General features: G+C 61.8%; 17 protein-coding genes. 9 read left to right on the top strand and 8 right to left on the bottom strand.

The annotated features are described in order from the left end of the window. Positions 1 to 50 precede the first annotated feature (50 nt). The 6 genes from DCC24_RS02340 to DCC24_RS02315 all read right to left on the bottom strand — a co-directional run bounded on the left by DCC24_RS02340 (position 51) and on the right by DCC24_RS02315 (position 5,877). Positions 51 to 782, bottom strand: coding sequence for an RNase H family protein (locus DCC24_RS02340; RefSeq protein WP_110098307.1), 732 nt, complete (start codon positions 780 to 782; stop codon positions 51 to 53). 253 nt (positions 783 to 1,035) lie between these two features. After that, complete coding sequence (locus DCC24_RS02335; RefSeq protein WP_110098306.1) at positions 1,036 to 1,362, bottom strand: metal-sulfur cluster assembly factor; 327 nt, start codon at positions 1,360 to 1,362, stop codon at positions 1,036 to 1,038. Positions 1,363 to 1,428: 66 nt separating this feature from the next. Beyond that, positions 1,429 to 2,196 (bottom strand): Fe-S cluster assembly ATPase SufC, encoded by a 768-nt coding sequence (sufC, locus tag DCC24_RS02330; protein WP_110098305.1) that lies wholly within the window; start codon positions 2,194 to 2,196, stop codon positions 1,429 to 1,431. Between the two features lie 83 nt (positions 2,197 to 2,279). Next, positions 2,280 to 3,491, bottom strand: coding sequence for a Fe-S cluster assembly protein SufD (gene sufD / locus DCC24_RS02325; RefSeq protein WP_110098500.1), 1,212 nt, complete (start codon positions 3,489 to 3,491; stop codon positions 2,280 to 2,282). A gap of 65 nt (positions 3,492 to 3,556) precedes the next feature. After that, entirely contained in the window at positions 3,557 to 5,017 is a 1,461-nt protein-coding gene (gene sufB, locus DCC24_RS02320; RefSeq protein WP_110098304.1) for a Fe-S cluster assembly protein SufB, read from the bottom strand. Positions 5,018 to 5,097: 80 nt separating this feature from the next. Beyond that, the gene (locus tag DCC24_RS02315) at positions 5,098 to 5,877 is read right to left on the bottom strand and encodes a metalloregulator ArsR/SmtB family transcription factor (protein WP_199446175.1); all 780 of its coding nucleotides are present in this window, start codon (positions 5,875 to 5,877) and stop codon (positions 5,098 to 5,100) included. A gap of 174 nt (positions 5,878 to 6,051) precedes the next feature. On the opposite strand from DCC24_RS02315, the gene DCC24_RS02310 reads away from it, so the two are divergent. The 3 genes from DCC24_RS02310 (at position 6,052) to DCC24_RS02300 (ending at position 9,099) form a co-directional block, all read left to right on the top strand. Next, complete coding sequence (locus DCC24_RS02310) at positions 6,052 to 7,041, top strand: ABC transporter ATP-binding protein (protein WP_233491945.1); 990 nt, start codon at positions 6,052 to 6,054, stop codon at positions 7,039 to 7,041. Continuing rightward, positions 7,038 to 7,925 carry an ABC transporter permease gene (locus tag DCC24_RS02305; protein ID WP_233491944.1) on the top strand — a complete coding sequence of 296 codons (888 nt, stop codon included), beginning with the start codon at positions 7,038 to 7,040 and terminating at the stop codon, positions 7,923 to 7,925. The genes DCC24_RS02310 and DCC24_RS02305 overlap by 4 nt, the downstream gene beginning before the upstream one ends. Before the next feature lie 61 nt (positions 7,926 to 7,986). Further along, positions 7,987 to 9,099 (top strand): heme A synthase, encoded by a 1,113-nt coding sequence (locus DCC24_RS02300; protein WP_233491943.1) that lies wholly within the window; start codon positions 7,987 to 7,989, stop codon positions 9,097 to 9,099. 87 nt (positions 9,100 to 9,186) lie between these two features. Here the strand turns inward: DCC24_RS02300 and DCC24_RS02295 are convergent, their stop codons facing one another. Both DCC24_RS02295 and DCC24_RS02290 read right to left on the bottom strand, forming a co-directional pair. After that, positions 9,187 to 9,753: a Cpe/LpqF family protein gene (locus DCC24_RS02295; protein ID WP_146206254.1), complete on the bottom strand. Its 567-nt coding sequence runs from the start codon at positions 9,751 to 9,753 to the stop codon at positions 9,187 to 9,189. 113 nt (positions 9,754 to 9,866) lie between these two features. Further along, on the bottom strand, positions 9,867 to 10,865 hold the full coding sequence (locus DCC24_RS02290) for a heme o synthase (protein ID WP_110098302.1): 999 nt from the start codon (positions 10,863 to 10,865) through the stop codon (positions 9,867 to 9,869). 425 nt (positions 10,866 to 11,290) lie between these two features. Here DCC24_RS02290 and tkt point away from each other — a divergent pair, with 425 nt between their 5' ends. The 6 genes from tkt to pgl all read left to right on the top strand — a co-directional run bounded on the left by tkt (position 11,291) and on the right by pgl (position 19,873). Beyond that, positions 11,291 to 13,450 (top strand): transketolase, encoded by a 2,160-nt coding sequence (tkt, locus tag DCC24_RS02280; protein ID WP_110098300.1) that lies wholly within the window; start codon positions 11,291 to 11,293, stop codon positions 13,448 to 13,450. A gap of 84 nt (positions 13,451 to 13,534) precedes the next feature. Continuing rightward, on the top strand, positions 13,535 to 14,668 hold the full coding sequence (gene tal, locus DCC24_RS02275) for a transaldolase (protein WP_110098299.1): 1,134 nt from the start codon (positions 13,535 to 13,537) through the stop codon (positions 14,666 to 14,668). Between the two features lie 61 nt (positions 14,669 to 14,729). Next, on the top strand, positions 14,730 to 16,379 hold the full coding sequence (locus tag DCC24_RS02270; RefSeq protein WP_110098298.1) for a glucose-6-phosphate isomerase: 1,650 nt from the start codon (positions 14,730 to 14,732) through the stop codon (positions 16,377 to 16,379). Between the two features lie 59 nt (positions 16,380 to 16,438). After that, the gene (gene zwf / locus DCC24_RS02265) at positions 16,439 to 18,034 is read left to right on the top strand and encodes a glucose-6-phosphate dehydrogenase (protein ID WP_110098297.1); all 1,596 of its coding nucleotides are present in this window, start codon (positions 16,439 to 16,441) and stop codon (positions 18,032 to 18,034) included. Continuing rightward, positions 18,034 to 18,984: a glucose-6-phosphate dehydrogenase assembly protein OpcA gene (locus tag DCC24_RS02260; RefSeq protein ID WP_110098296.1), complete on the top strand. Its 951-nt coding sequence runs from the start codon at positions 18,034 to 18,036 to the stop codon at positions 18,982 to 18,984. Before zwf ends, DCC24_RS02260 begins: the two co-directional genes overlap by 1 nt. After that, complete coding sequence (pgl, locus tag DCC24_RS02255; RefSeq protein ID WP_158524577.1) at positions 18,974 to 19,873, top strand: 6-phosphogluconolactonase; 900 nt, start codon at positions 18,974 to 18,976, stop codon at positions 19,871 to 19,873. Before DCC24_RS02260 ends, pgl begins: the two co-directional genes overlap by 11 nt. Positions 19,874 to 19,902 lie beyond the last annotated feature (29 nt).

Below are 19,902 nucleotides of genomic sequence, written 5' to 3'. Positions count from 1 at the left end.
GGTGGCGCAGAGGTGCACATCTGGGGCAACTCCAGACTAGAATAATAGGCTCAATGGCCGGGCGGGCTCTGGTAATCGTGGTTCATTGCCAGTCGGATCAGGCGGGCGAGCTCTTGTTGCGGACTACGCTGAGCCTGTCGGGCTCGGGCAATAATCGTCTCCGATTCATCGTGACTGAGCTCGGTCGTCACCTGCACCCCGGGTCTCGGTTGCGTCGTGGTGGTTCCAGACGCGAGACGGTCGGCTGAGGCTGGCTGTGCGACCGACTCCGAGGCCGTGAGATGCGATGATCTCCCCGCGCTGTTTAATCCCGGGCCATAATCAGGTACGGTACCGTCCCGGAAGGCTTCGGCAACGGCCCGTGCCCGTTGATCGGCGGCCTCATTCAGCTCATGCCCGGTGTGACCTCTCACCCAGTCAAACCGGATTTTTCGTCCGGCCTGCTGGGCTTGAGTCATCAGCCGATCCAGGTGGATCATCATCTGCTGGTTCTGCACCGGTTTGCCGTCCTTCTTCTTCCACCCGCGTTTCTTCCAGCCCGGCATCCACTGGGTGATGGAGTTGATGACGTATTGCGAATCCGCCACGATGTGCAGGTCGGTGTCCAGATTTGCCGTGGTCGCCAGCAACTCAATCACAGCCTGTAACTCGCCCTGGTTATTGGTGGCCTCGTCCCACCCGCCAGCGGCCCAGTGCTCGTCAGAGATATACCAGCACCATCCGGCAGGACCGGGATTGCCCAGGGCCGAACCATCCACGGCGACGGTCAACAGCTCAGTCATGTGCGGTCCTTTTCTGTGCGGGACGTGACGATGTCACGAACGGGAGTTTACGAGAAGAAATGGGGTGGTTGGAGTAGATGGAGACGATCAAGGACCGTATCCACCGGTGTCAGGTGACAACACAGGTGAACACGGCCCTCGAGGTGGATCAGGAGTCACTGCAACAGGTGGGGGTTGCCCCCTCCTGCCGGACAGTCCGATCAGCTGGATCGATCGGACGTGCCAGATCGACACACGATCGCCCTCACCGATCTTAGATGTTGAACCCTAAGGCCCGCATCTGATCGCGCCCGTCTTCAGTAATGCGTTCTGGGCCCCATGGTGGCATCCAGACCCAGTTCAGTCGCCATTCGTCCACCATCGTGCCGATAGCCCGACCGACCTGATCTTCGATTTCATCCGTCAGCGGGCAGGCTGCAGTGGTCAATGTCATGTCCACGATCAGCACACCGTCTTCGGCGTAGTTCAGACCATAGAGTAACCCCAGATCCACGACGTTGATACCCAGTTCGGGGTCAATCACGTCTTTCAGGGCCTCTTCGAGGTCCTCGATCGGTGTTTGTGCACTCACGTCAGTCATGATGGGAACACCTTCTTCAGGTCGGTCGTGGCTTTCGCGCTGTCAGGCTGTGGCCACACGGGCCGACTAGGCCTGAGCTACGGCAGCCTTTTCGTAGTTGATGTAGCCTTCTTCTTCCAGCTTATCGGCCAGCTCAGGACCTCCGGAGTCCACCACGTGACCGTCCACGAACACGTGCACGAAGTCTGGCTTGATGTAGCGCAGAATGCGGGTGTAGTGCGTGATCAACAGGGTGCCCAAGCCGTTGGCGTCCTGTGCCCGGTTGACACCTTCGGACACGATACGTAGCGCGTCAATGTCCAGACCGGAGTCGGTCTCATCCAGGATGGCGAACTTAGGCTTGAATAGTTCCAGCTGCAAGATTTCGGCGCGCTTCTTTTCACCACCAGAGAACCCCTCGTTCACGTTACGGGTGGAGAACGCCGGGTCCATCTGGAGCCGTTCGAAGGCGTCCTTGACTTCCTTGGACCAGTGGCGCAAGGAGGGCGCCTCACCGTCGATGGCGGTCTTGGCGGTGCGCAGGAAGTTGGTCATGGTCACGCCGGGGACTTCCACCGGGTACTGCATGGCCAGGAACAGACCGGCCTGAGCGCGTTCGTCGACAGACTTTTCCAGCAGGTCCTCACCGTCGAGCAGGATCTCACCTGCGGTGACTTCATAGGCCGGGTGACCGGCGATGGCCGAGGCCATAGTGGACTTTCCTGAGCCGTTGGGGCCCATCAGCGCGTGAGTCTCACCGGAATTGACGGTCAGGTTCACGCCTTTCAAAATCTCTTTGACGCCGTCTTCGGTCTCGATCGAAACGTGGAGGTTCTTTACCTCAAGGGTTGACATAGCTACAAATTCTCCTTGATGCCTTGGTTTGGTGAAGGCCAACCGGCCTCCGGTCGTCGTTGGTAGTGGGTAGCTCGCGGGAATTAGAATTCTAGCCCGCGGATTTCGGCTTCCATGACTTCCACGAGTCGGCGTTCCACATCGTCGATACCGATCTTCTGGATGATTTCGTTCAAAAACCCACGCACGATCAGCTTGCGGGCCTGGGGCTCGGGAATACCCCGGGCCATCAGGTAGAACAGCTGATTCTCATCGAAGCGACCGGTGGAGGATGCGTGTCCGCCACCTTCAATGACGCCGGTTTCGATCTCCAGGTTTGGAACCGAATCGGCTTGCGCGCCGTCGGTGAGCAACAGGTTCTCGTTCTTCTCGTAGGTATCAGTGCCTTCGGCCTCTTTACGGATCAGCACATCGCCAACCCACACAGTACGAGCCGAATCACCCTGTAGCGCTCCCTTGTACAGCGCATCGGAGACGCAGTTCTCGGTGGAGTGATCCACGAAGATCCGGTGCTCCAGGTGCTGGCCGGCATCAGCGAAGTATAGGCCGTACATCTCCACGTTGGCGCCGGGACCGGCGAAGCGGGTCGTCGGAGTCAATCGGACTAACGAACCGCCGTAGGTGACCAAGGTATGGCGGTACTTGGCGTCGCGACCCACCTTGGCCTGCTGGGATCCGGCGTGCACTGAATCCTCGTCCCAGGCTTGGATGCTGACCACGTTCAGTGAGGCACCCTCATCCACAGTGATCTCGATATTTTGACCCAGCACCGCTGATCCGGACTGGTTGATCACCAGCACCACCTGGGAATGGCGACCTATGTGAATTCGCACGTGTTGAGCGGCTGGCTCCTGGGACTCGCCAGCGATATCGACCAGCAACGGCTTGTCGAGTTCGGTTTCGTCAGCCACAGTGATCACGGTGGCCTCCTGAAAGTTGTGCCAGGCAGCCGCTGAGACGCGATCATCAGGAATGAAAGCCTGCCCCAGACGCTGATCGTCGCGGCCGACGGTTTCGACCGTGACGCCCTGGGTTTCTTCCACGGTGACCTGCGGAGCCGGTCCGGTCAGTCGCTGCTCATCGCCACCGGGCAACTCCAGACCGGAGAGCCGCTCGATCGGCGTGAACCGCCATTCCTCTTCGCGTCCGGTGAGCTGTGGGAAGTCCGCCAGATCGTAGCTGATGGTCCGGTCGGCGCGTGAGGTACCGAATTTCTGTTTGGTCTCGGCATCCAGATGGGACGCCTGGGTGGCATCGGCGATCTCCGTGGACAAGGTCTCACCCTCATCCGTCATGCCTGGAATCCGGGGAGCCGCTCCCCCGGTTTCCGTGTCACGAGCGTGTGTAGTGTTGGTCACCGTTAGCCCACCGATCCTTCCATTTGCAATTCGATTAGCTTGTTCAGTTCCAGTGCGTATTCCATGGGCAAGTGCCGGGAAATCGGCTCCACGAACCCGCGGACGATCATCGCCATCGCATCCGTCTCGGACAGGCCACGACTCATGAGGTAGAACAGCTGCTGTTCAGAGACCTTGGAGACGGTGGCCTCGTGGCCGAGAGTGACGTCGTCTTCGCGAATATCGATGTAGGGGTAGGTGTCGGTGCGCGAAATGGTATCAACGAGCAGTGCGTCACAGATCGTGGAGTTCGCGGAGTTCTTCGCCCCGGACACGATCTGGACCAGGCCACGGTAGGCTGCGCGCCCCCCACCACGCGCCACCGACTTGGAGACGATGTTCGAGGAGGTATTCGGAGCCAGGTGTACCATCTTGGAACCGGTATCCTGGTGCTGGCCGGCGCCGGCGAAAGCCATCGACAGGGTCTCACCGCGAGCGTGCTCACCGGTGAGGTAGACGGCTGGGTACTTCATGGTGGTCTTGGCGCCAATGTTGCCGTCGATCCACTCCATGGTCCCGCCCTCTTCACACACGGCACGCTTGGTGACCAGGTTATACACGTTATTCGACCAGTTCTGAATGGTGGTGTAACGCACGCGGGCGTTCTTCTTGACCACGATCTCCACCACAGCTGAGTGCAACGAATCGGTCTGGTAGATCGGCGCGGTGCAACCTTCGATGTAGTGGACGTAGGAGTCCTCGTCGGCGATGATCAGCGTCCGTTCGAACTGACCCATGTTCTCGGTATTGATCCGGAAGTAGGCCTGCAACGGGATCTCGACGTGTACGCCCTTGGGGACGTAGACGAAGGACCCACCGGACCAGACCGCGGTGTTCAGCGCGGCGAACTTATTATCGCCGACCGGAATCACCGAGCCGAAGTACTCCTCAAAGAACTCCGGATGTTCTCTCAAAGCGGTGTCGGTATCCATGAAGATCACGCCCTGGGCCTCCAGATCTTCACGGACCTGGTGGTAGACCACCTCGGACTCGTACTGGGCGGCCACACCGGCGACCAGGCGCTCACGCTCGGCCTCGGGGATACCCAACCGCTCGTAAGTCTCCAAGATGTCTTCGGGAAGTTCTTCCCAGGTGCTGGCCTGACGCTCGGTGGAACGCACGAAATACTTAATACGATCGAAATCGATCCCGGACAGGTCGGCACCCCAGGTCGGCAACGGTTTGCGGTCGAAGTAGCGCAGACCCTTCAACCGGGTTTTCAGCATCCATTCGGGCTCTTCTTTGATGCTGGAGATGTGCCGGACGACGTCCTCATCCAGGCCACGTTTGGCAACAGCGCCGGCCTCGTCGGAGTCGTGCCAGCCGAATTCGTAGTTACCCAGGGACTTCAGTTCTGGATTGTCGTCCAGAACTCTCTGAATGACCCGTGGATCGGCGGTGTCTTGACTGATCTGATCGGTCATCATCAACCTCTTTTATCGCTGGTTGTCATGGTCGGGTGGTCGCAACGGCTTGCCTCCGGATCACTCCGGATGGTCACCGCTTAAGCTCGGGCAGCATTCTGTTCGGCTTGGGCAGTCAACGACGCATAGGCCTTGCGCCCTAGGGGCACGTGCGTGGTGCACACATGCCCGCCGGTGGGCAGGGTCGCCAATCGGCGCACATCTACCTGCAACAACCGGGCGAACAGTTCGGTTTCTTCTTCACAAAACTCGGGGTACTGCGCGGCCAGATCCTTGATCGGGCAGTGTCCCTGACAAATCTGGGCTGCCCGCAGGGTCGTCACGCGTACACCGCGTCCGGCGCGCCGGGTGGTGGCCGCGTAACCGAGTTCATCCAACACGGCGGTGAGCACCTTGATCCGCTCCGACAGTGTCATCTCGTCGGTGGCTCGATCCAGGAATAGCGTCTCGACCTCGGCGAAATGGTCCCGGGCGAACCGGCGGACCGCCTCGGGCCCACCCAGCTCGGCAATCATTTCCATGGCAGCGCTCGTCACGGCCAAGTAATCATCCCCGAGCTGTTGTTGTCCTTTGTGCGTGACGACATAGCGTTTGGAGGGACGCCCAGCACCCGCATCGCCGGAGACCGACTTAACCTCGATCAACCCCTCGGACTCGAGAGCGTCGAGGTGGCGTCGCACGGCCGCGGCAGTCAGATGCAACTCGCTACCGATGGCAGCGGCGCTCACCGGCCCGCGCGTCAGCACGGCATGGAGCACCTTCTCGCGGGTGTTCTCCCGAGAGCTACCGGCCGGTTCGCCAGACTGCGTCGCAGACTTCGTTCCGGAAGTCTCTTGGTGACGGGGGGAATAAGTAACCATGATATTTCCTAATTATACGCGGGATCGTGCGGACTGATAGTTTGGCATGCCTAAGTTCGCGACGAGATGACGGCGGATGACCGGTCAAGACCGGCACCCACCTGCTCCACGTCTGATCTCCGAATAGCTTCTGCTGTCCGAATAGCCATGATCCAAGTAGCTATAGTGAACACCGTGACTTCTGCATCCTCTCTCCATCCAGACACGAGCAACGCTGGATCAGATCAGATCCTGCTCGACGTTGATGATGTGTGGCTGAGCGTGAATTCTGACGAAGGCACCGTCAACATTCTGCGGGGTATGAGCCTGCAAGCCCGCGCCGGGGAGGTGACAGCCCTATTGGGGCCCAACGGTGCCGGCAAAACCACCACGTTGTCGATTGCCCAGGGACTGGTCAAGCCCTCTGCCGGTCGTGTCCGGCTGTTAGGTCAGGACCCCTTTACCGCCACCGCAGCGCTGCGCAGCCAGGTTGGGGTGATGTTGCAGGATGGCGGATTACCACCGTCGGTGACGCCCTTGCGCCTGATTGAACATCTGGCTCACCTCTACCGAGAGCCCCTGGATATTTACGCTTTGATCAACAGGTTGGAGATCACCGAGTTTCAGGATCGGACCATACGCCGACTGTCGGGGGGGCAGCAACAGCGGGTTGCAATGGCTGCCGCGCTGATCGGTCGGCCCTCGGTCATCTTCTTGGATGAGCCCTCGGCCGGACTCGATCCAGTCTCTCGCCGGGTCGTGTTTGAGCTGATCCAGCAGATGAAACACGCCGGACTGGCCATCGTGCTCACCACCCACCTCCTCGATGATGCCGAAAAGCTAGCAGATCGGGTCATCCTGATCAATCACGGCCGGGTGGAGCGTGAAGGAACCGTCGCGGAATTGACGGATCATCATGACCGTCCCGCTGTGCTGTTCTCGGTCGAAACTCCCCTGTCGGACCACGCCCTGGCCGATGTGCCGGAGGCGTTGAGCGTACACCGGGTTACCGCTACCGAAGCGACCGGTATGGTCGGGATGGAAACCTGGCAGGTGCGCGGACTGCAAGAACCAGCCGACTACGTGGAATTGACCCGGTGGTGGCAACGCTGGGATATTCTGCCGCGTGATCTGTCGATGTCCCGGCGGTCGTTAGAAGATGTGTTTTGGGAGGTGACCCCGTGAGCCAACAGCACCCGGACCAACCGGCACGGCCCGACCCACACCCGGATGACCGGCCCGATGGACAGCTCCGTGAACAGGCCGATGAGTTGACATACCGTTCGCACTATCAGGATCGTGTGCTGGACCTCACGCCGGTGGCCAGGCCCCACGCCTCAGGTTTGTTTCGGCGCGTGATTGCTCAGGGCGGCTATGAAACCCGCACCACCTTGTCCAATGGGGAACAGCTACTGGTGTCGATCATCTTGCCACTGATGGTGCTGATCGCGCTGTCGGTGACTGACTTCATTGTCGCTGAAGGGTCCACGATCTCGCCGGTGAACCTCGCGACCCCCGGCGTGTTGGCCTTGGCGGTGTTGTCCTCGGGACTAACTGGTCAGGGCATCGCGACCGGATTTGACCGACGCTACGGGGTGCTACGCTACCTGTCCACCACTCCCCTGGGACCGACTGGGCTCCTACTGGGCAAGGCGGTTGCGGTGGTACTGGTGCTGATCGTGCAACTGATGGTTTTAGGGCTCGCCGCGCTGTTTCTCGAGTGGCGACCGGTCGCTGTCGGGGTGTTATACGCTGGGATCTTCATCGTACTGGGAGCGGTCACCTTTACCGCCTTGGGCCTGCTGATTGCTGGAACCGTCCGCCCGGAAGCAACCTTAGCGATCACGAATCTGCTCTGGGTGATCCTGGGTGCCGCCGGTGGCGTGGTTTTTGCCGTGCCTGAGAACCTGTTCGGTGAGCTCTTGCAGTTTTTGCCCTCGGCTGCCCTGGGTGAGGGGTTGCGGGCCGCCACGGTGCGCGGTCAATTCGATCTGCTCAGCTTCGTCATCTTAGTGGTCTGGGCGGCGATCTTCACCGGGTGCACAGTACGCTGGTTTAAATGGCGATAACTAAGAGTTTCGCTCCGATTGCCGTGACCCCTGGGCCGAATGTTGAAAGAGGTTGATCAACGTGTCTGGTTTCGCGCTGCGGGATGATGTCCACACTCAGCACCACACTGAAACGTCCCGGTCCCCGCTCCAGCGGACCAAAGACTGGTTGATGCCCACCTCGGTGACCGGGTGGACCATGGCGATGGCGGTGGCCTCACTGATAACGCAAATTGGCATTATCGTTACCGGTGGCGCGGTGCGACTGACTGAATCTGGGCTGGGGTGTCCGACCTGGCCGAAATGTACCCCCGAGTCTTTGACGAACACCCCCGAAATGGGAATCCACGGTTATATCGAGTTCGGCAACCGGACGCTGACCTTTGTGCTCACCGCGGTCGCGGTGCTAATGCTGTTGGCAATCTGGCGACTGCGGGCCACCTACCGTGCAATCTTCTGGCTGTCGATTATTCTGCTGTGTGGCATCCCCGGGCAAGCGGTGATCGGTGGAACCACGGTCCTGACCGAGCTGAACCCCTGGGTGGTCTCCCTGCACTTCTTGTTATCGAGCTTCTTGGTCTGCCTGGCCGCCCTACTGGTCAACCGGGTGGGACTGGAGCGTCGCATCGGCGGCGGCGAGGTGGAGCAGGTCCCGTCCCTGGTGGATGGCGAGACCACCGCCACGACCCGCGGGTTGGCACGTGCGGCTTTCGTGCTGGGCTGGATCACCTTGATCCTCGGCACCGTCGTCACCGGTTCGGGCCCCCACGGCGGAGATGCCGAGGCGCCCCGCCACGATTTTGATCCGGCGATCGTGACCCGCTGGCACGTCATCCCGGTTTACCTGCTGATCGCCGTGGTAATCGTCCTGCTGGTGTTGGTGCATCGGTTGGCGTCCTCCCAGCGCCAGCGGATCAGCGTCTGGGCCATGGTTGCGGTGATCGTCCTGCAGGCCAGCGTGGGCTACTATCAGCACTTTAACGGTCTGCCCATCGTGGCCGTGCTGGGGCACATGCTCGGAACCGGCCTCCTAGCGTGGCTGATGACCAATATGATGGATCGGCAATGCTCGTCCTATTCCTGGCACGACACTGTGGTGGATCCCCGCTCTCCGAGATTCGCGGCCAACGTGGACCCGGCCAATCTGGTGGCTGACGCCCAGGCCGAAGGCGCCTCTCCCGGCCCGGCCCGCTAACACCCGCTTTCCCTCCTGCACCCCTTGATGGTGGGTCAGGATCACACCTTCCGACAGACCGGTGTCGGTGAGTGGGGAGGCCAGACCTTAGCTGGGATCAGCGCTGGCTTCGTCGCTGGGATCAGCGGTGGCGCTCGGATCGTTGGTATCGCGGTACCACAGCTCGGTGAGTCGTCCGGCCTCGTCGATACTGAAGTGCAGATCCAGTGGCTGGGCGGAGATATCGGGAGTCAACGTCATCATCGCGCTAGCCTGGTCGGTCTGTTCGTAGTGGGTCATCACATACGGTTTCTGGGGGCGTAGCTCGGCATTGAGGGTGCCCACCAACGAGTCGACGGGGATCTGTTCGGTCAGTTCAGGGGCCACCCGGTCGTACCAGTCGGAGCGGTCAATGGCGCGGTTGCCGTTAATTTGGTTCAGGATCCAGCGCCCGGTGTCGCCGAGTTGGTTGTCCGGAAAGTGGTCGGGTGCGACATGGGTGGGGGCGGCATTGCCATCCGGGGTGGCCTCGCGGTGCTCGGATTCGACGCAACCGCTCAGCCCCAAGGAGCCCACCAGCGCCAGCCCAGCGAGCAAGGCCAGCCCACGGTGCGCGCGTCCTGATACGGACGTCGCGGTGTGCGGAGAGTGTACGGCACGGTACCTGAATGTCACGATGAGTCCTTTATCTGCTATCTGCAACAGCTTGACCTGCAACAGCGTGCCCACAGCGACCGAGCCTGTCCCGGAGCGATAACCGTACCGGACCGAGACCCGGTCTATCGGGGCTAAAGCGCCGGGGCGGTCACGGCCTCGGCCATCAGCGGCTCACCCACGAACGGGTCGACGGCCAGGCCGATGAACAGCAGGGTCAAATAGGTGATCGACAAGTGGAAGACCTTCATAGCCTGTTTGTCCTGAAAATCCGGTTTCTGCGATTCCCGGTAAAGAACGTGGCTCTCATAGATGAACCAGCCACCCACCGTTGCCGCGATCACGGTGTAGACAACACCAGCCCACCCCAAGGGCACCAGCAACAGCGAGCACATCACCGTCGCCCAGGTATAGAGCACACACTGGGTGGAGACTTTCCGGGCGGTGGCGATTGCACCCAGCATGGGGACGTTGGCCTGCCGGTAATCGGATTTGTACTTCAGCGACAGCGGCCAGTAGTGCGGAGGGGTCCATAAGAAAATCACCGCGAACAGCACCACGGCTGGCCATTCGATGGTCTCGCGCACGGCCGCCCAGGCGATCAGTACCGGGAAACAGCCGGCGATCCCGCCCCAGACGATGTTCTGTTCGGTGCGGCGCTTGAGGATCAGGGAGTAGACGACCACGTAGAAGAAGATGGCCAGTGCCCCCAGCGCGGTGGCCAGCCAGTTGGTGCCGACCGCGAGGATGACCAAGGAGATCGCGCCCAGCACCGATGCGAAGATCAAGGCTTCGCGCGGGGTGACCTCACCGGTGACCAGCGGCCGGGATCGGGTGCGGTCCATCACCTTGTCGATATCGCGATCGATGTAGCAGTTGAACGCGGCCGAAGACCCGGCCGCCGCGGCACCGCCGACCATGGTGGCTAGCATCAGCCACCCCGAGGGGAAGCCCTGGGCGGCGAAGATCATGGTTGGCAACGTGGTGACCAGCAACAGCTCCATCACGCGGGGCTTGGTCAAGGACACGTAGGCGGCGATCTTACGCTTCAGACCGATCGAGCCTGGCCGTGAGGTGGTTTCGGAGGCGGAACCCGGTGTGGTCTGCTGAGTGCTTTTAACGGAAGTCGACATCTATCGTGAGTCCGATTCGGTAGGGTGCGGTCTTGGCCCACGTCGCGATGATGCAGTCAGGCAGATGAGGTGTGGTGATGCCAGCAGATACCGCCACGGTGGGTGTCGGGACGCGTGGTTAATATTCTCGTCGTCTGGTGTCTGTGTCTAGTCTACCCGGTTGAGCTCGGTGCTGAGTTTTCTGACATGCTGATGGTGCCTGCCATGCCGGTGGTGCCGGCTACGGCGACCGGTTTGTCTAGTGCGGGCCATCGGTTGGGGGCGAACCGATGGGATCTGCTGGTTTTCGGGATGATCCATCGCATGGACGGCTCGATCGGCGCTAAGCTGAAGACGCAGCACTTTTCTCCAGAGCCTGTCCGGAGACGATCCGGGTGGCAGGGAAAGTCATCGTCGCACAAGTTCACCCTGCAGGAAGGTCCTCCGTGGTCTCACAAGATGCACAGACACATCATCACCTAAACCGGCTCCAACCGGCGCGAGACTATACCTATACCGAGCAGGATCAGCGCACCGTCGATTCGCTGCGCGTGCTGGCTGCTGATGCGGTCGAAAAGGTCGGATCTGGGCACCCCGGAACCGCGATCTCGCTGGCTCCGGTGGCCTGGCAGTTATTTCAGAACGTCATGCGCTGGGATCCCACCGATGCTGGCTGGCACGGTCGGGACCGGTTCATCCTCTCCCCCGGTCACACCTCGCTGACCCTGTACCTGCAGTTATTCGCCGCCGGAGCTGGTCTTCAGATGAGCGATCTGGAAGCGTTGCGCACCTGGGGCTCGAAGACCCCGGGGCATCCCGAGTACAGTCATACCGATCATGTGGAGATCACCACCGGGCCGCTAGGTCAGGGCCTCGCCTCGGCGGTGGGTTTCGCCTACGAACAGCGTCGGTTGCGCGGATTGTTGGATCCCGAGGCTGCGATAGGGACTAGCCCGTTTGACTATCACGTGTTTGTGATCGCCTCCGACGGGGATATGCAGGAGGGGATAACCTCCGAGGCGTCCTCATTGGCCGGTACCCAGGAACTGGGCAATCTGGTGGTGATCTACGACGACAATAAGATCTCGATCGAAGATGACACCGAGATCGCCTTTAGCGAAGACGTGGCCGCCCGCTACCGGGCCTACGGCTGGCACGTGGAAGAGATCGACTGGACGGCCGGGGGTGACTACGTTGAGGACACCAGGTCGCTGTATCAGGCGATCGCGGCGGCCAAAGCAGAAACCCAGCGGCCCACGCTGATCATCTTGCGTACCATTATCGGGTGGCCGTCCCCGACCAAGCAGAACACCGGGGCGATCCACGGCTCGAAGCTAGGCCCCGAGGAGCTGGCCGGGCTCAAGCACGCTCTGGATGTTGATCCCGAGCAACACTTCCACATTAAACCTGAGTTACTCGAGCGCGCCCGCGAGGTCAAACACCGCAACGGCCAGTACCGGGCTACATGGGACGAGGCTCTAGCAGTGTGGCGGGCTGCCAACCCGGAACGCTCGGCCCTGTATGACCGCCTGATCGCCCGAAAATTGCCCGAGGGGTTTGCCGAGGCATTCCCGGTATTTGACGCCGACCAGAAGGGGATCGCCACTCGGGCGGCCTCCGGCCAGGTGCTCAACGCGCTGGCCGATGTGATGCCAGAACTGTGGGGCGGATCGGCGGATCTGGCCGGATCCAATAACACCACCATGAAGGACAACCCCAGCTTCATTCCTGAACGCCGGTCTACCGGAGCCTTCAGCGGACACCCCTATGGGCGGGTGTTGCACTTCGGAATTCGAGAGCACGCTGCCGGGGCGATCATTAACGGCGTGAATTTGGGCGGGCTGACCCGGGCCTATATGGGAACGTTTTTGGTTTTCTCCGACTATCAGCGACCCGCCATCCGGTTGGCCGCGCTGATGGGCGCCCCCTCGGTATTCGTGTGGACCCACGACTCGATCGGGTTGGGTGAAGACGGGCCGACCCACCAGCCAGTGGAACACCTGGCCTCCCTGCGCGCAATACCCGGACTGGACGTGATCCGGCCTGCCGACGCTAACGAGGTTTCGGTGGCCTGGAAAACCCTACTGTCCCACACGGACCGGCCGGCCGGGATGGTGCTGTCGCGTCAGGCGTTACCGATCATGCCCAGGGACGAACGGGGCTTCGCCTCGGCGGAGCACGTCGCCCGGGGCGCCTATGTGCTGATTGATGCCCAAGGAGCTGGCGGTCCGCAGAGCGCTATGCCGGATGTGGTGTTGCTCGCGACCGGATCCGAGGTACAGCTGGCCGTGGCAGCGCGCGACCAGCTCGAGGCCGACGGGATTGGCACCCGCGTGGTTTCGGCACCCTGTCTGGAATGGTTCGACACCCAGGATGCCACCTACCGGGCGGAGGTGCTACCGGCCGGTGTTCCCACCGTCTCGGTCGAGGCCGGGGTGGCCCAGGGTTGGCAACGCTACACCGGACCAAACGCCGCCCATATTTCGCTGGAGCATTTCGGTGCCTCAGCCGACTACCAGACCCTCTTTGAGCAGTTCGGAATCACCGTTGACGCGGTGGTGGCGGCCGCCAGAAACCTGGTGCGTGGCGGATCCGGCGATGGGTGAGCCGGCGACCGAACACCGAGCGATGACCGCCTGCCGGCACGACGTTGATCCCGCGTGGTCCCACGCAGAAAGCGAGCGTAACCCGTGACAGTACAACCCAGTCCCCGCACCGCAGAGCTGAGCACCGGCCGGGGTGTCTCGATCTGGTTGGACGATCTCTCCCGTCCGGCGATCACCTCAGGACTGTTGCGCGAGATGATCGAGTCCTACACTCTCACCGGGGTCACGACCAACCCCTCGATTTTCGCCAAGGCGCTGGCCGATGGGGTCGGCTATGAGTCCCAGCTGCGCGCCCTGGCCGCCGAGGGAGCCGATACCGAACGGGCCGTGAGGGAACTGACCACCCGGGACGTGCGCGAGGCCTGCGATCTGTTTGCAGAGATCTACCGGTCCACCCACGGTGTGGATGGCCGGGTCTCGCTGGAGGTCGACCCGCGACTGGCGAAGGACACCCAGGCCACGATTGATCAGGCACTCCAGCTGGCCGAGGCGGTGGGACGCGAGAATCTGATGATCAAAATCCCGGCCACCACTGAAGGCCTGCCGGCGATCACTGAAGTCTTGGCGGCTGGAATTTCGGTGAACGTGACCCTGATCTTCTCGCTGGTGCGGTATCGGGAAGTGATCAACGCCTGGTTGCTGGGGTTGGAAGCCGCCCACCGGGCCGGACGCGATCTGAGCGCTATCCACTCGGTGGCCAGCTTTTTCGTCTCTCGGGTTGACACCGAGATCGACGCGCAATTACAGCAGACCGCCCTGGAACCGGCTCGAATCGCGGAATTGCAGGGCCGGGCCGGACTGGCCAATGCCCGGCTGGCCTACCGGATCTTCACCAACGCCCAGGACACCGAGCGGTGGCGGTATCTCCGCGATGCCGGCGCGCGAGTCCAGCGGCCGCTGTGGGCTTCCACCGGCACGAAGAACCCCGCCTATTCCGATGTGTGCTACGTCGAGGGGTTGATCGCCGAGCACACCGTCAACACGATGCCACTGGCCACCCTGGAAGCTTTCGCCGATCACGGGGAAGTCGACCAGCCAGAGATCTCGACTTATTTTGCCGACGATGATCAGCTCCTCGACGATCTGGCGAAGGTCGGGATCGACTACCAGCAGGTGGTCACCACCCTGGAAGACGAGGGCATCGCCAAATTTGAGACCGCGTGGTTAGAGCTCTGGGCCACCGTAACCGACCAACTAGACCGCGCCAAGACCGCCTGACCGATCCACCCGTTCCCACCAATCTCAGCGCACGGACACCCCGTATCGACAGGAGCCAACGATGAATTCTCTGGGGATCAATCTTTCCGGTAACGCCCTCCACGGTGTTGACCAGCGTGTTGAGGAATTGCTCAGCAACCGTTTCGCCTCCCGCCTGTTGGAGCGTGATCACACACTGTGGGGCCCCGAGGCCGAAGCTGAAGCGTCGCAACGTCTGGGCTGGGTCGACCCCTTCGACACAGCCTTCGAGCTGATCCCACAGATCACCCAGTTACGCGAGCAGCTGGCTGACAAGGGCATCACCCGGGTGGTGTTGGCCGGGATGGGTGGCTCCTCGCTGGGTGCTGAAGTCATGGCCCGCGCCGCCGGGGTCCGGCTGGATGTGGTGGATTCCACCGACCCGGAATTGGTGGGCTCGATTTTGGCCGCCGGGGTGGCCGATACGGTCTTCGTGATTTCCTCCAAATCCGGCTCCACGGCTGAAACCGACGCGGCCCGGCGTGCGTTTACTCAAGCACTGCAGGATGCCGGGCTGACGCCCGGCGATCACCTGATTGCCGTCACCGACCCCGGATCTCCGTTGGAGTCGCTGGCCCGAGACCACCAGTACACCGCAGTGTTTGAAGCCGATCCCACCATTGGCGGGCGCTACTCGGCCCTGTCGGCCTTCGGGCTGGTACCGGCCGGACTGGCCGGAGTCGAGCTGACCACGATCGTCGACGATGCCGAGGCTGCTTCCCACAGTCTGTACGAGGACGACGAGACCAACCCGGCGCTACGGGCCGCCGCAGTTTTGGGGGCCGGGGCGCCGAGTCGCAATAAACTCATCATCACTAATTTTGATCAAGCTCTGCCCGGATTCGGGGACTGGATCGAACAGCTCATCGCCGAATCCACCGGAAAACACGGGACCGGATTCTTGCCGGTGATCGTCGAGCCCGGTGCCGTGGAGAACCGTAGTCACGACGAGGACGTGATCCACCTGCACCTGATCGCCGACCCCGGGGAATCCCAGGCGACGTTGAATCCGGAAGATCCTCGGGACGACGAGGTGCAGATTTATGGCAGTTTAGGTGCCCAGCTAGTGTTCTGGGAGGTCACCACCGTGGCCGCAGCCAGCCTGATCGGAGTCAACCCCTTCGATCAGCCTGATGTGGAATCGGCCAAGGTCGCCACCCGCGCAGTACTGGCCGAGCCGACCACACCGGAACCACCCCAGATCAGCACCGCCGAATTCGATCTATTCGGCCCGGCTGGGTTGCTCGGCGATGTGGAAGCCACCGGTGAAGCCCAACAGATCCTCACCGAGCTGTTCACCGTACTCGGTACGGTGCTGGAGGACGATAGCTACCTGGCGGTGCAGGCCTACACCAACCGGTTGCGGCAACAGCACCTCACCCGCCTGCGCCCGGCGCTGGCCCGTCGTTACGGTCGGCCGGTGACCTTCGGCTGGGGCCCGCGGTTCCTGCACTCCACCGGACAGTTCCACAAGGGCGGTCCGGCCACCGGCGTGTTCATACAAATTACCGCCGATTCCGAACTCGACCTGCAAATCCCGGGGCTGAACTACAGTTTCGCAGAGTTGATCACCGCCCAAGCCGCCGGAGATGGCTCGGTGCTGACCGAAACCGGACAACCGGTGGTGCGGATACATCTCAAGGACCGCTCGGCAGCGATCGAGACCCTGATCAACGCTGCCGAACAGATCTAGCCGCATCTGTCGATCACCACCGATCAACACACCCTACGTAGCAGGAAGGCACAGCACACGTGGCACCAGCATGGCCCGCAACACCCCAGGATCCGCCCCGCCCGTCGCGTCATACCAATCCGTTGCGTGACCCGGCCGACCGGCGCCTGACCTCGATTGCTGGACCCTCGGCCATGGTCATGTTCGGGGTCACCGGCGATCTGGCCCGCAAGAAACTGTTGCCGGCCATTTACGATCTGGCCCATAATGGCTTGCTGCCACCCAGTTTTTCCCTGGTCGGGTTCGGTCGGCGCGACTGGGACCAGCAGGAATTCACCGCCTTCGTGCGGGCCTCTGTGCGGGCACACGCCAGGACGAGTTTCAACGAGATCGTCTGGGCCCAGCTGTCGGGTGGATTCCGATTCATCTCGGGCGGTTTTGACGACGAGCAGGCCTACCAGCGACTGTCCGCCACGTTGGAGGAGTTGCAAGACCAACGTGGCACTGGGGGCAACACTGCGTTCTACCTGTCGATCCCGCCGGCCTGGTTCGAAACGGTCTCCCGTCATCTGGTCGATCACGGGCTGGCTGGCAAACAGCTCGGTGCTGACACGGATACTGCGCTGGCTCCGTGGCGCCGGGTGGTGATCGAAAAACCCTTCGGGCATGATCTGGCTTCGGCTCGGGAGCTCAACGAGGTGATCGAGCAGGTCTTCTCCCCCGATGACGTGTTTCGGATCGACCATTACTTAGGGAAAGAAACCGTCCAAAATATTTTGGCTCTGCGATTTGCCAATCGGCTGTATGAACCGTTGTGGAATGCCCAACACGTCGACCATGTGCAGATCACGATGGCTGAATCGATCGGGATTGAAGGCCGTGCCGGCTACTACGACGGGGTCGGGGCCGCCCGGGATGTGATCCAGAACCACCTGTTGCAGTTGCTGGCGCTGACCGCGATGGAAGAACCCCTGTCTTACCGGGCCGATGATCTGCGGGCAGAAAAAGAAAAGGTGCTCAAATCCGTGGTGGTGCCCCAGGACCTGGGACACTGTTCGGCCCGGGGCCAATACGCCGGGGGCTGGCAAGGCGGAGAAAAGGTCCTGGGCTTTTTGGACGAAGAGGGATTCGATCCCCATTCCCGGACCGAGACCTATGCCGCGCTCAAATTGGGGATCCACAACCGACGCTGGGAGGGGGTGCCCTTCTACTTGCGCACCGGCAAGCGCTTAGGTCGGCGGGTCACCGAGATCGCGGTGGTGTTCAAGAAGAGCCCGGATCTGATCTTCCCGTCCCACGGGACCACAGACTTCGGCCACAACACCGTGGTGATCAGAGTCCAGCCCGACGAAGGGGTGACGATCCGTTTTGCCTCCAAGGTGCCGGGCACTCAGATGACGGTGCGCGATGTAACCATGGACTTCGGCTACGGTCATGCTTTCACCGAGGACAGCCCCGAGGCCTATGAACGCCTGATTTTGGACGTATTGTTGGGTGACCCGCCACTGTTCCCCCGGCACGAAGAGGTCGAGCAGTCGTGGCGGATCCTGGACCCATTTGAACAGTACTGGGAGTCGTTACCGGACCAGCCAGAACCCTATGAGCCAGGGTCCTGGGGGCCGGCCGGAGCGGATGACATGATGGCCCGTGACGGGCGCGCTTGGAGGAGACCGTAATGATTGTGGAGCTATCCGGTACCACCGTCGATCAGGTCCTGAAGGAGATCGGCCGGCTCCGTGAATCTGGTGGCGTGGTCGCCTTAGGTCGGGTACTGTCGCTGATCATTGCAACCACCGCGGACAGTGTAGAAGAAGCCATTGAGGCAGCCAACCAGGCCTCGCGGGAACATCCCTGCCGGATCGTGGTGCTGGCTACCGGCGACCAGCGGAAGCAGACCGGGCTTGATGCTCAAATCCGCGTTGGTGGCGACGCCGGAGCCTCGGACGTGGTGGTGCTTTACACGTCGGGCCAGAACGCGGTGGAATCGGCGACGTTGATCAACGGGTTCCTGCTCCCCGACGCGCCGATCGTCGTGTGGTGGCCCGGCACGGCTCCCACAATCCCGGCTGAGTCACCACTGGGCCGGATCGCCCATCGCCGGATTGTCGATACCAGCGCACCCACTGGCGTGGACGCCCCGACGGCTCTGAAGCTACTTCGTGAAGGCTACCGGGCCGGGGATACCGATCTGTCGTGGACGCGGCTGACCATGTGGCGCAACCAGGTGGCGGCGATTTTTGACACGATCGACCCGGCGTCGGTGCTGGCAGCGACCGTGGACGGGGCCGAGAATAATGCGGCCACGATTTTGATGGGCGCATGGTTGCAGATGCAATTGCAGATCCCGGTCACCTTGGCTTCGACCGGGACTGGTCCGGGGCTGCGATCGGTGCGTTTGGTGCGGCGCGGCGGAGACATCGTGCTGGCTCGCAATGAGGAATCCCCGGTGGCCTTTCTGTATCAACAGGACCGGAAAGTGCAGCGCATTTCGTTGCCTCGCCGGTCACGCCAGGAGTGTTTGACCGAAGAATTGCGTCGCTTGGACCCGGATGAGTTCTTTGGTCGCGTGCTGGCCCAAGGCTTGCCAGCTACCAATACTAAGGCGGTGCATCCCAGTGCCCGATAACGACACTCCAACCGCATCACACCACGGTGGGCTCGCTCGTGCCATGCGCCGGGAAAGTACAGGTACCGGAGCAACTGTGGCGGTGTTCCCGGATAAGGCACAGTTGCTCGAGGCGGCCGCTGTTGAGCTGGTGGCGGTCATTAATCGGGCCTTGGACCAGCGTGGCCGGGCGCAGATCGTGCTCACCGGAGGAACCTCCGGTATAGGGTTGCTGGAACGGCTCGCGGATCCAAAGAAGAACCTTTTGGGACAGGTCACTGATTGGTCGGGCGTGCAGTTGTGGTTCGGAGATGAGCGCTATCTGGACGCGACTGATGCGCAGCGCAATGCGCGACAGGCCTCGGATGCGCTGGTGGGCACACTCGTTGCGTCCTACGGCCTCGGCCGGGAGCAGTTTCACCCCATGGCGGCTGCCACAGTAGGGCATGCTGACCGAGACCACCACGACGTGTTGGCAACCTCTGCCGAGCAGTACGCCACGGAGTTGGCAACGGCAGCCGAGCGGGATCCCGGAGTTGATCAGCGACTGCCACGGTTTGATGTGGTGCTACTGGGAGTTGGCGAAGACGGTCACGTGGCAAGCCTCTTCCCGGGGTTGCCGGGTGTCACGATAACCGGGCGCACGGTCATCCCGGTGACGGGATCGCCGAAGCCCCCGCCGGAACGGTTGTCGTTGAGCCTGGAAGCGCTGAACAGTGGCGACAACGTCTGGCTTTTTGCCCCGGGAGCGGGCAAGGCCGGACCGGTGGGTGCGGTGCGCTCTGCTGACACGCCACCAGCAGCATCCGGGCAACAGCGTGCGATGGACGAGGTGCTACCGGCTCTGGTGGTGCGGGGACGGGTCGAAACGCTGTGGTGGGTGGATGAGCAGGCCCTGTCTGAGGGCTAGTTGCAGGACGTGGCGGAAGCTGACCGGGC

This window comes from Auritidibacter sp. NML100628, assembly GCF_003185985.1.
Taxonomy (GTDB): domain Bacteria; phylum Actinomycetota; class Actinomycetes; order Actinomycetales; family Micrococcaceae; genus Auritidibacter; species Auritidibacter ignavus.
This window is presented reverse-complemented; position numbering and strand designations above follow the sequence as displayed.

Coding starts and splice junctions, on each gene's coding strand:
- DCC24_RS02340 (WP_110098307.1), bottom strand. CDS start 782: ATGACTGAGCTGTTGACCGTCGCCGTGGATGGTTCGGCCCTGGGCAAT.
- DCC24_RS02335 (WP_110098306.1), bottom strand. CDS start 1,362: ATGACTGACGTGAGTGCACAAACACCGATCGAGGACCTCGAAGAGGCC.
- sufC (WP_110098305.1), bottom strand. CDS start 2,196: ATGTCAACCCTTGAGGTAAAGAACCTCCACGTTTCGATCGAGACCGAA.
- sufD (WP_110098500.1), bottom strand. CDS start 3,491: ATGACGGATGAGGGTGAGACCTTGTCCACGGAGATCGCCGATGCCACC.
- sufB (WP_110098304.1), bottom strand. CDS start 5,017: ATGACCGATCAGATCAGTCAAGACACCGCCGATCCACGGGTCATTCAG.
- DCC24_RS02315 (WP_199446175.1), bottom strand. CDS start 5,877: ATGGTTACTTATTCCCCCCGTCACCAAGAGACTTCCGGAACGAAGTCT.
- DCC24_RS02290 (WP_110098302.1), bottom strand. CDS start 10,865: ATGTCGACTTCCGTTAAAAGCACTCAGCAGACCACACCGGGTTCCGCC.
- DCC24_RS02270 (WP_110098298.1), top strand. CDS start 14,730: ATGAATTCTCTGGGGATCAATCTTTCCGGTAACGCCCTCCACGGTGTT.
- DCC24_RS02260 (WP_110098296.1), top strand. CDS start 18,034: ATGATTGTGGAGCTATCCGGTACCACCGTCGATCAGGTCCTGAAGGAG.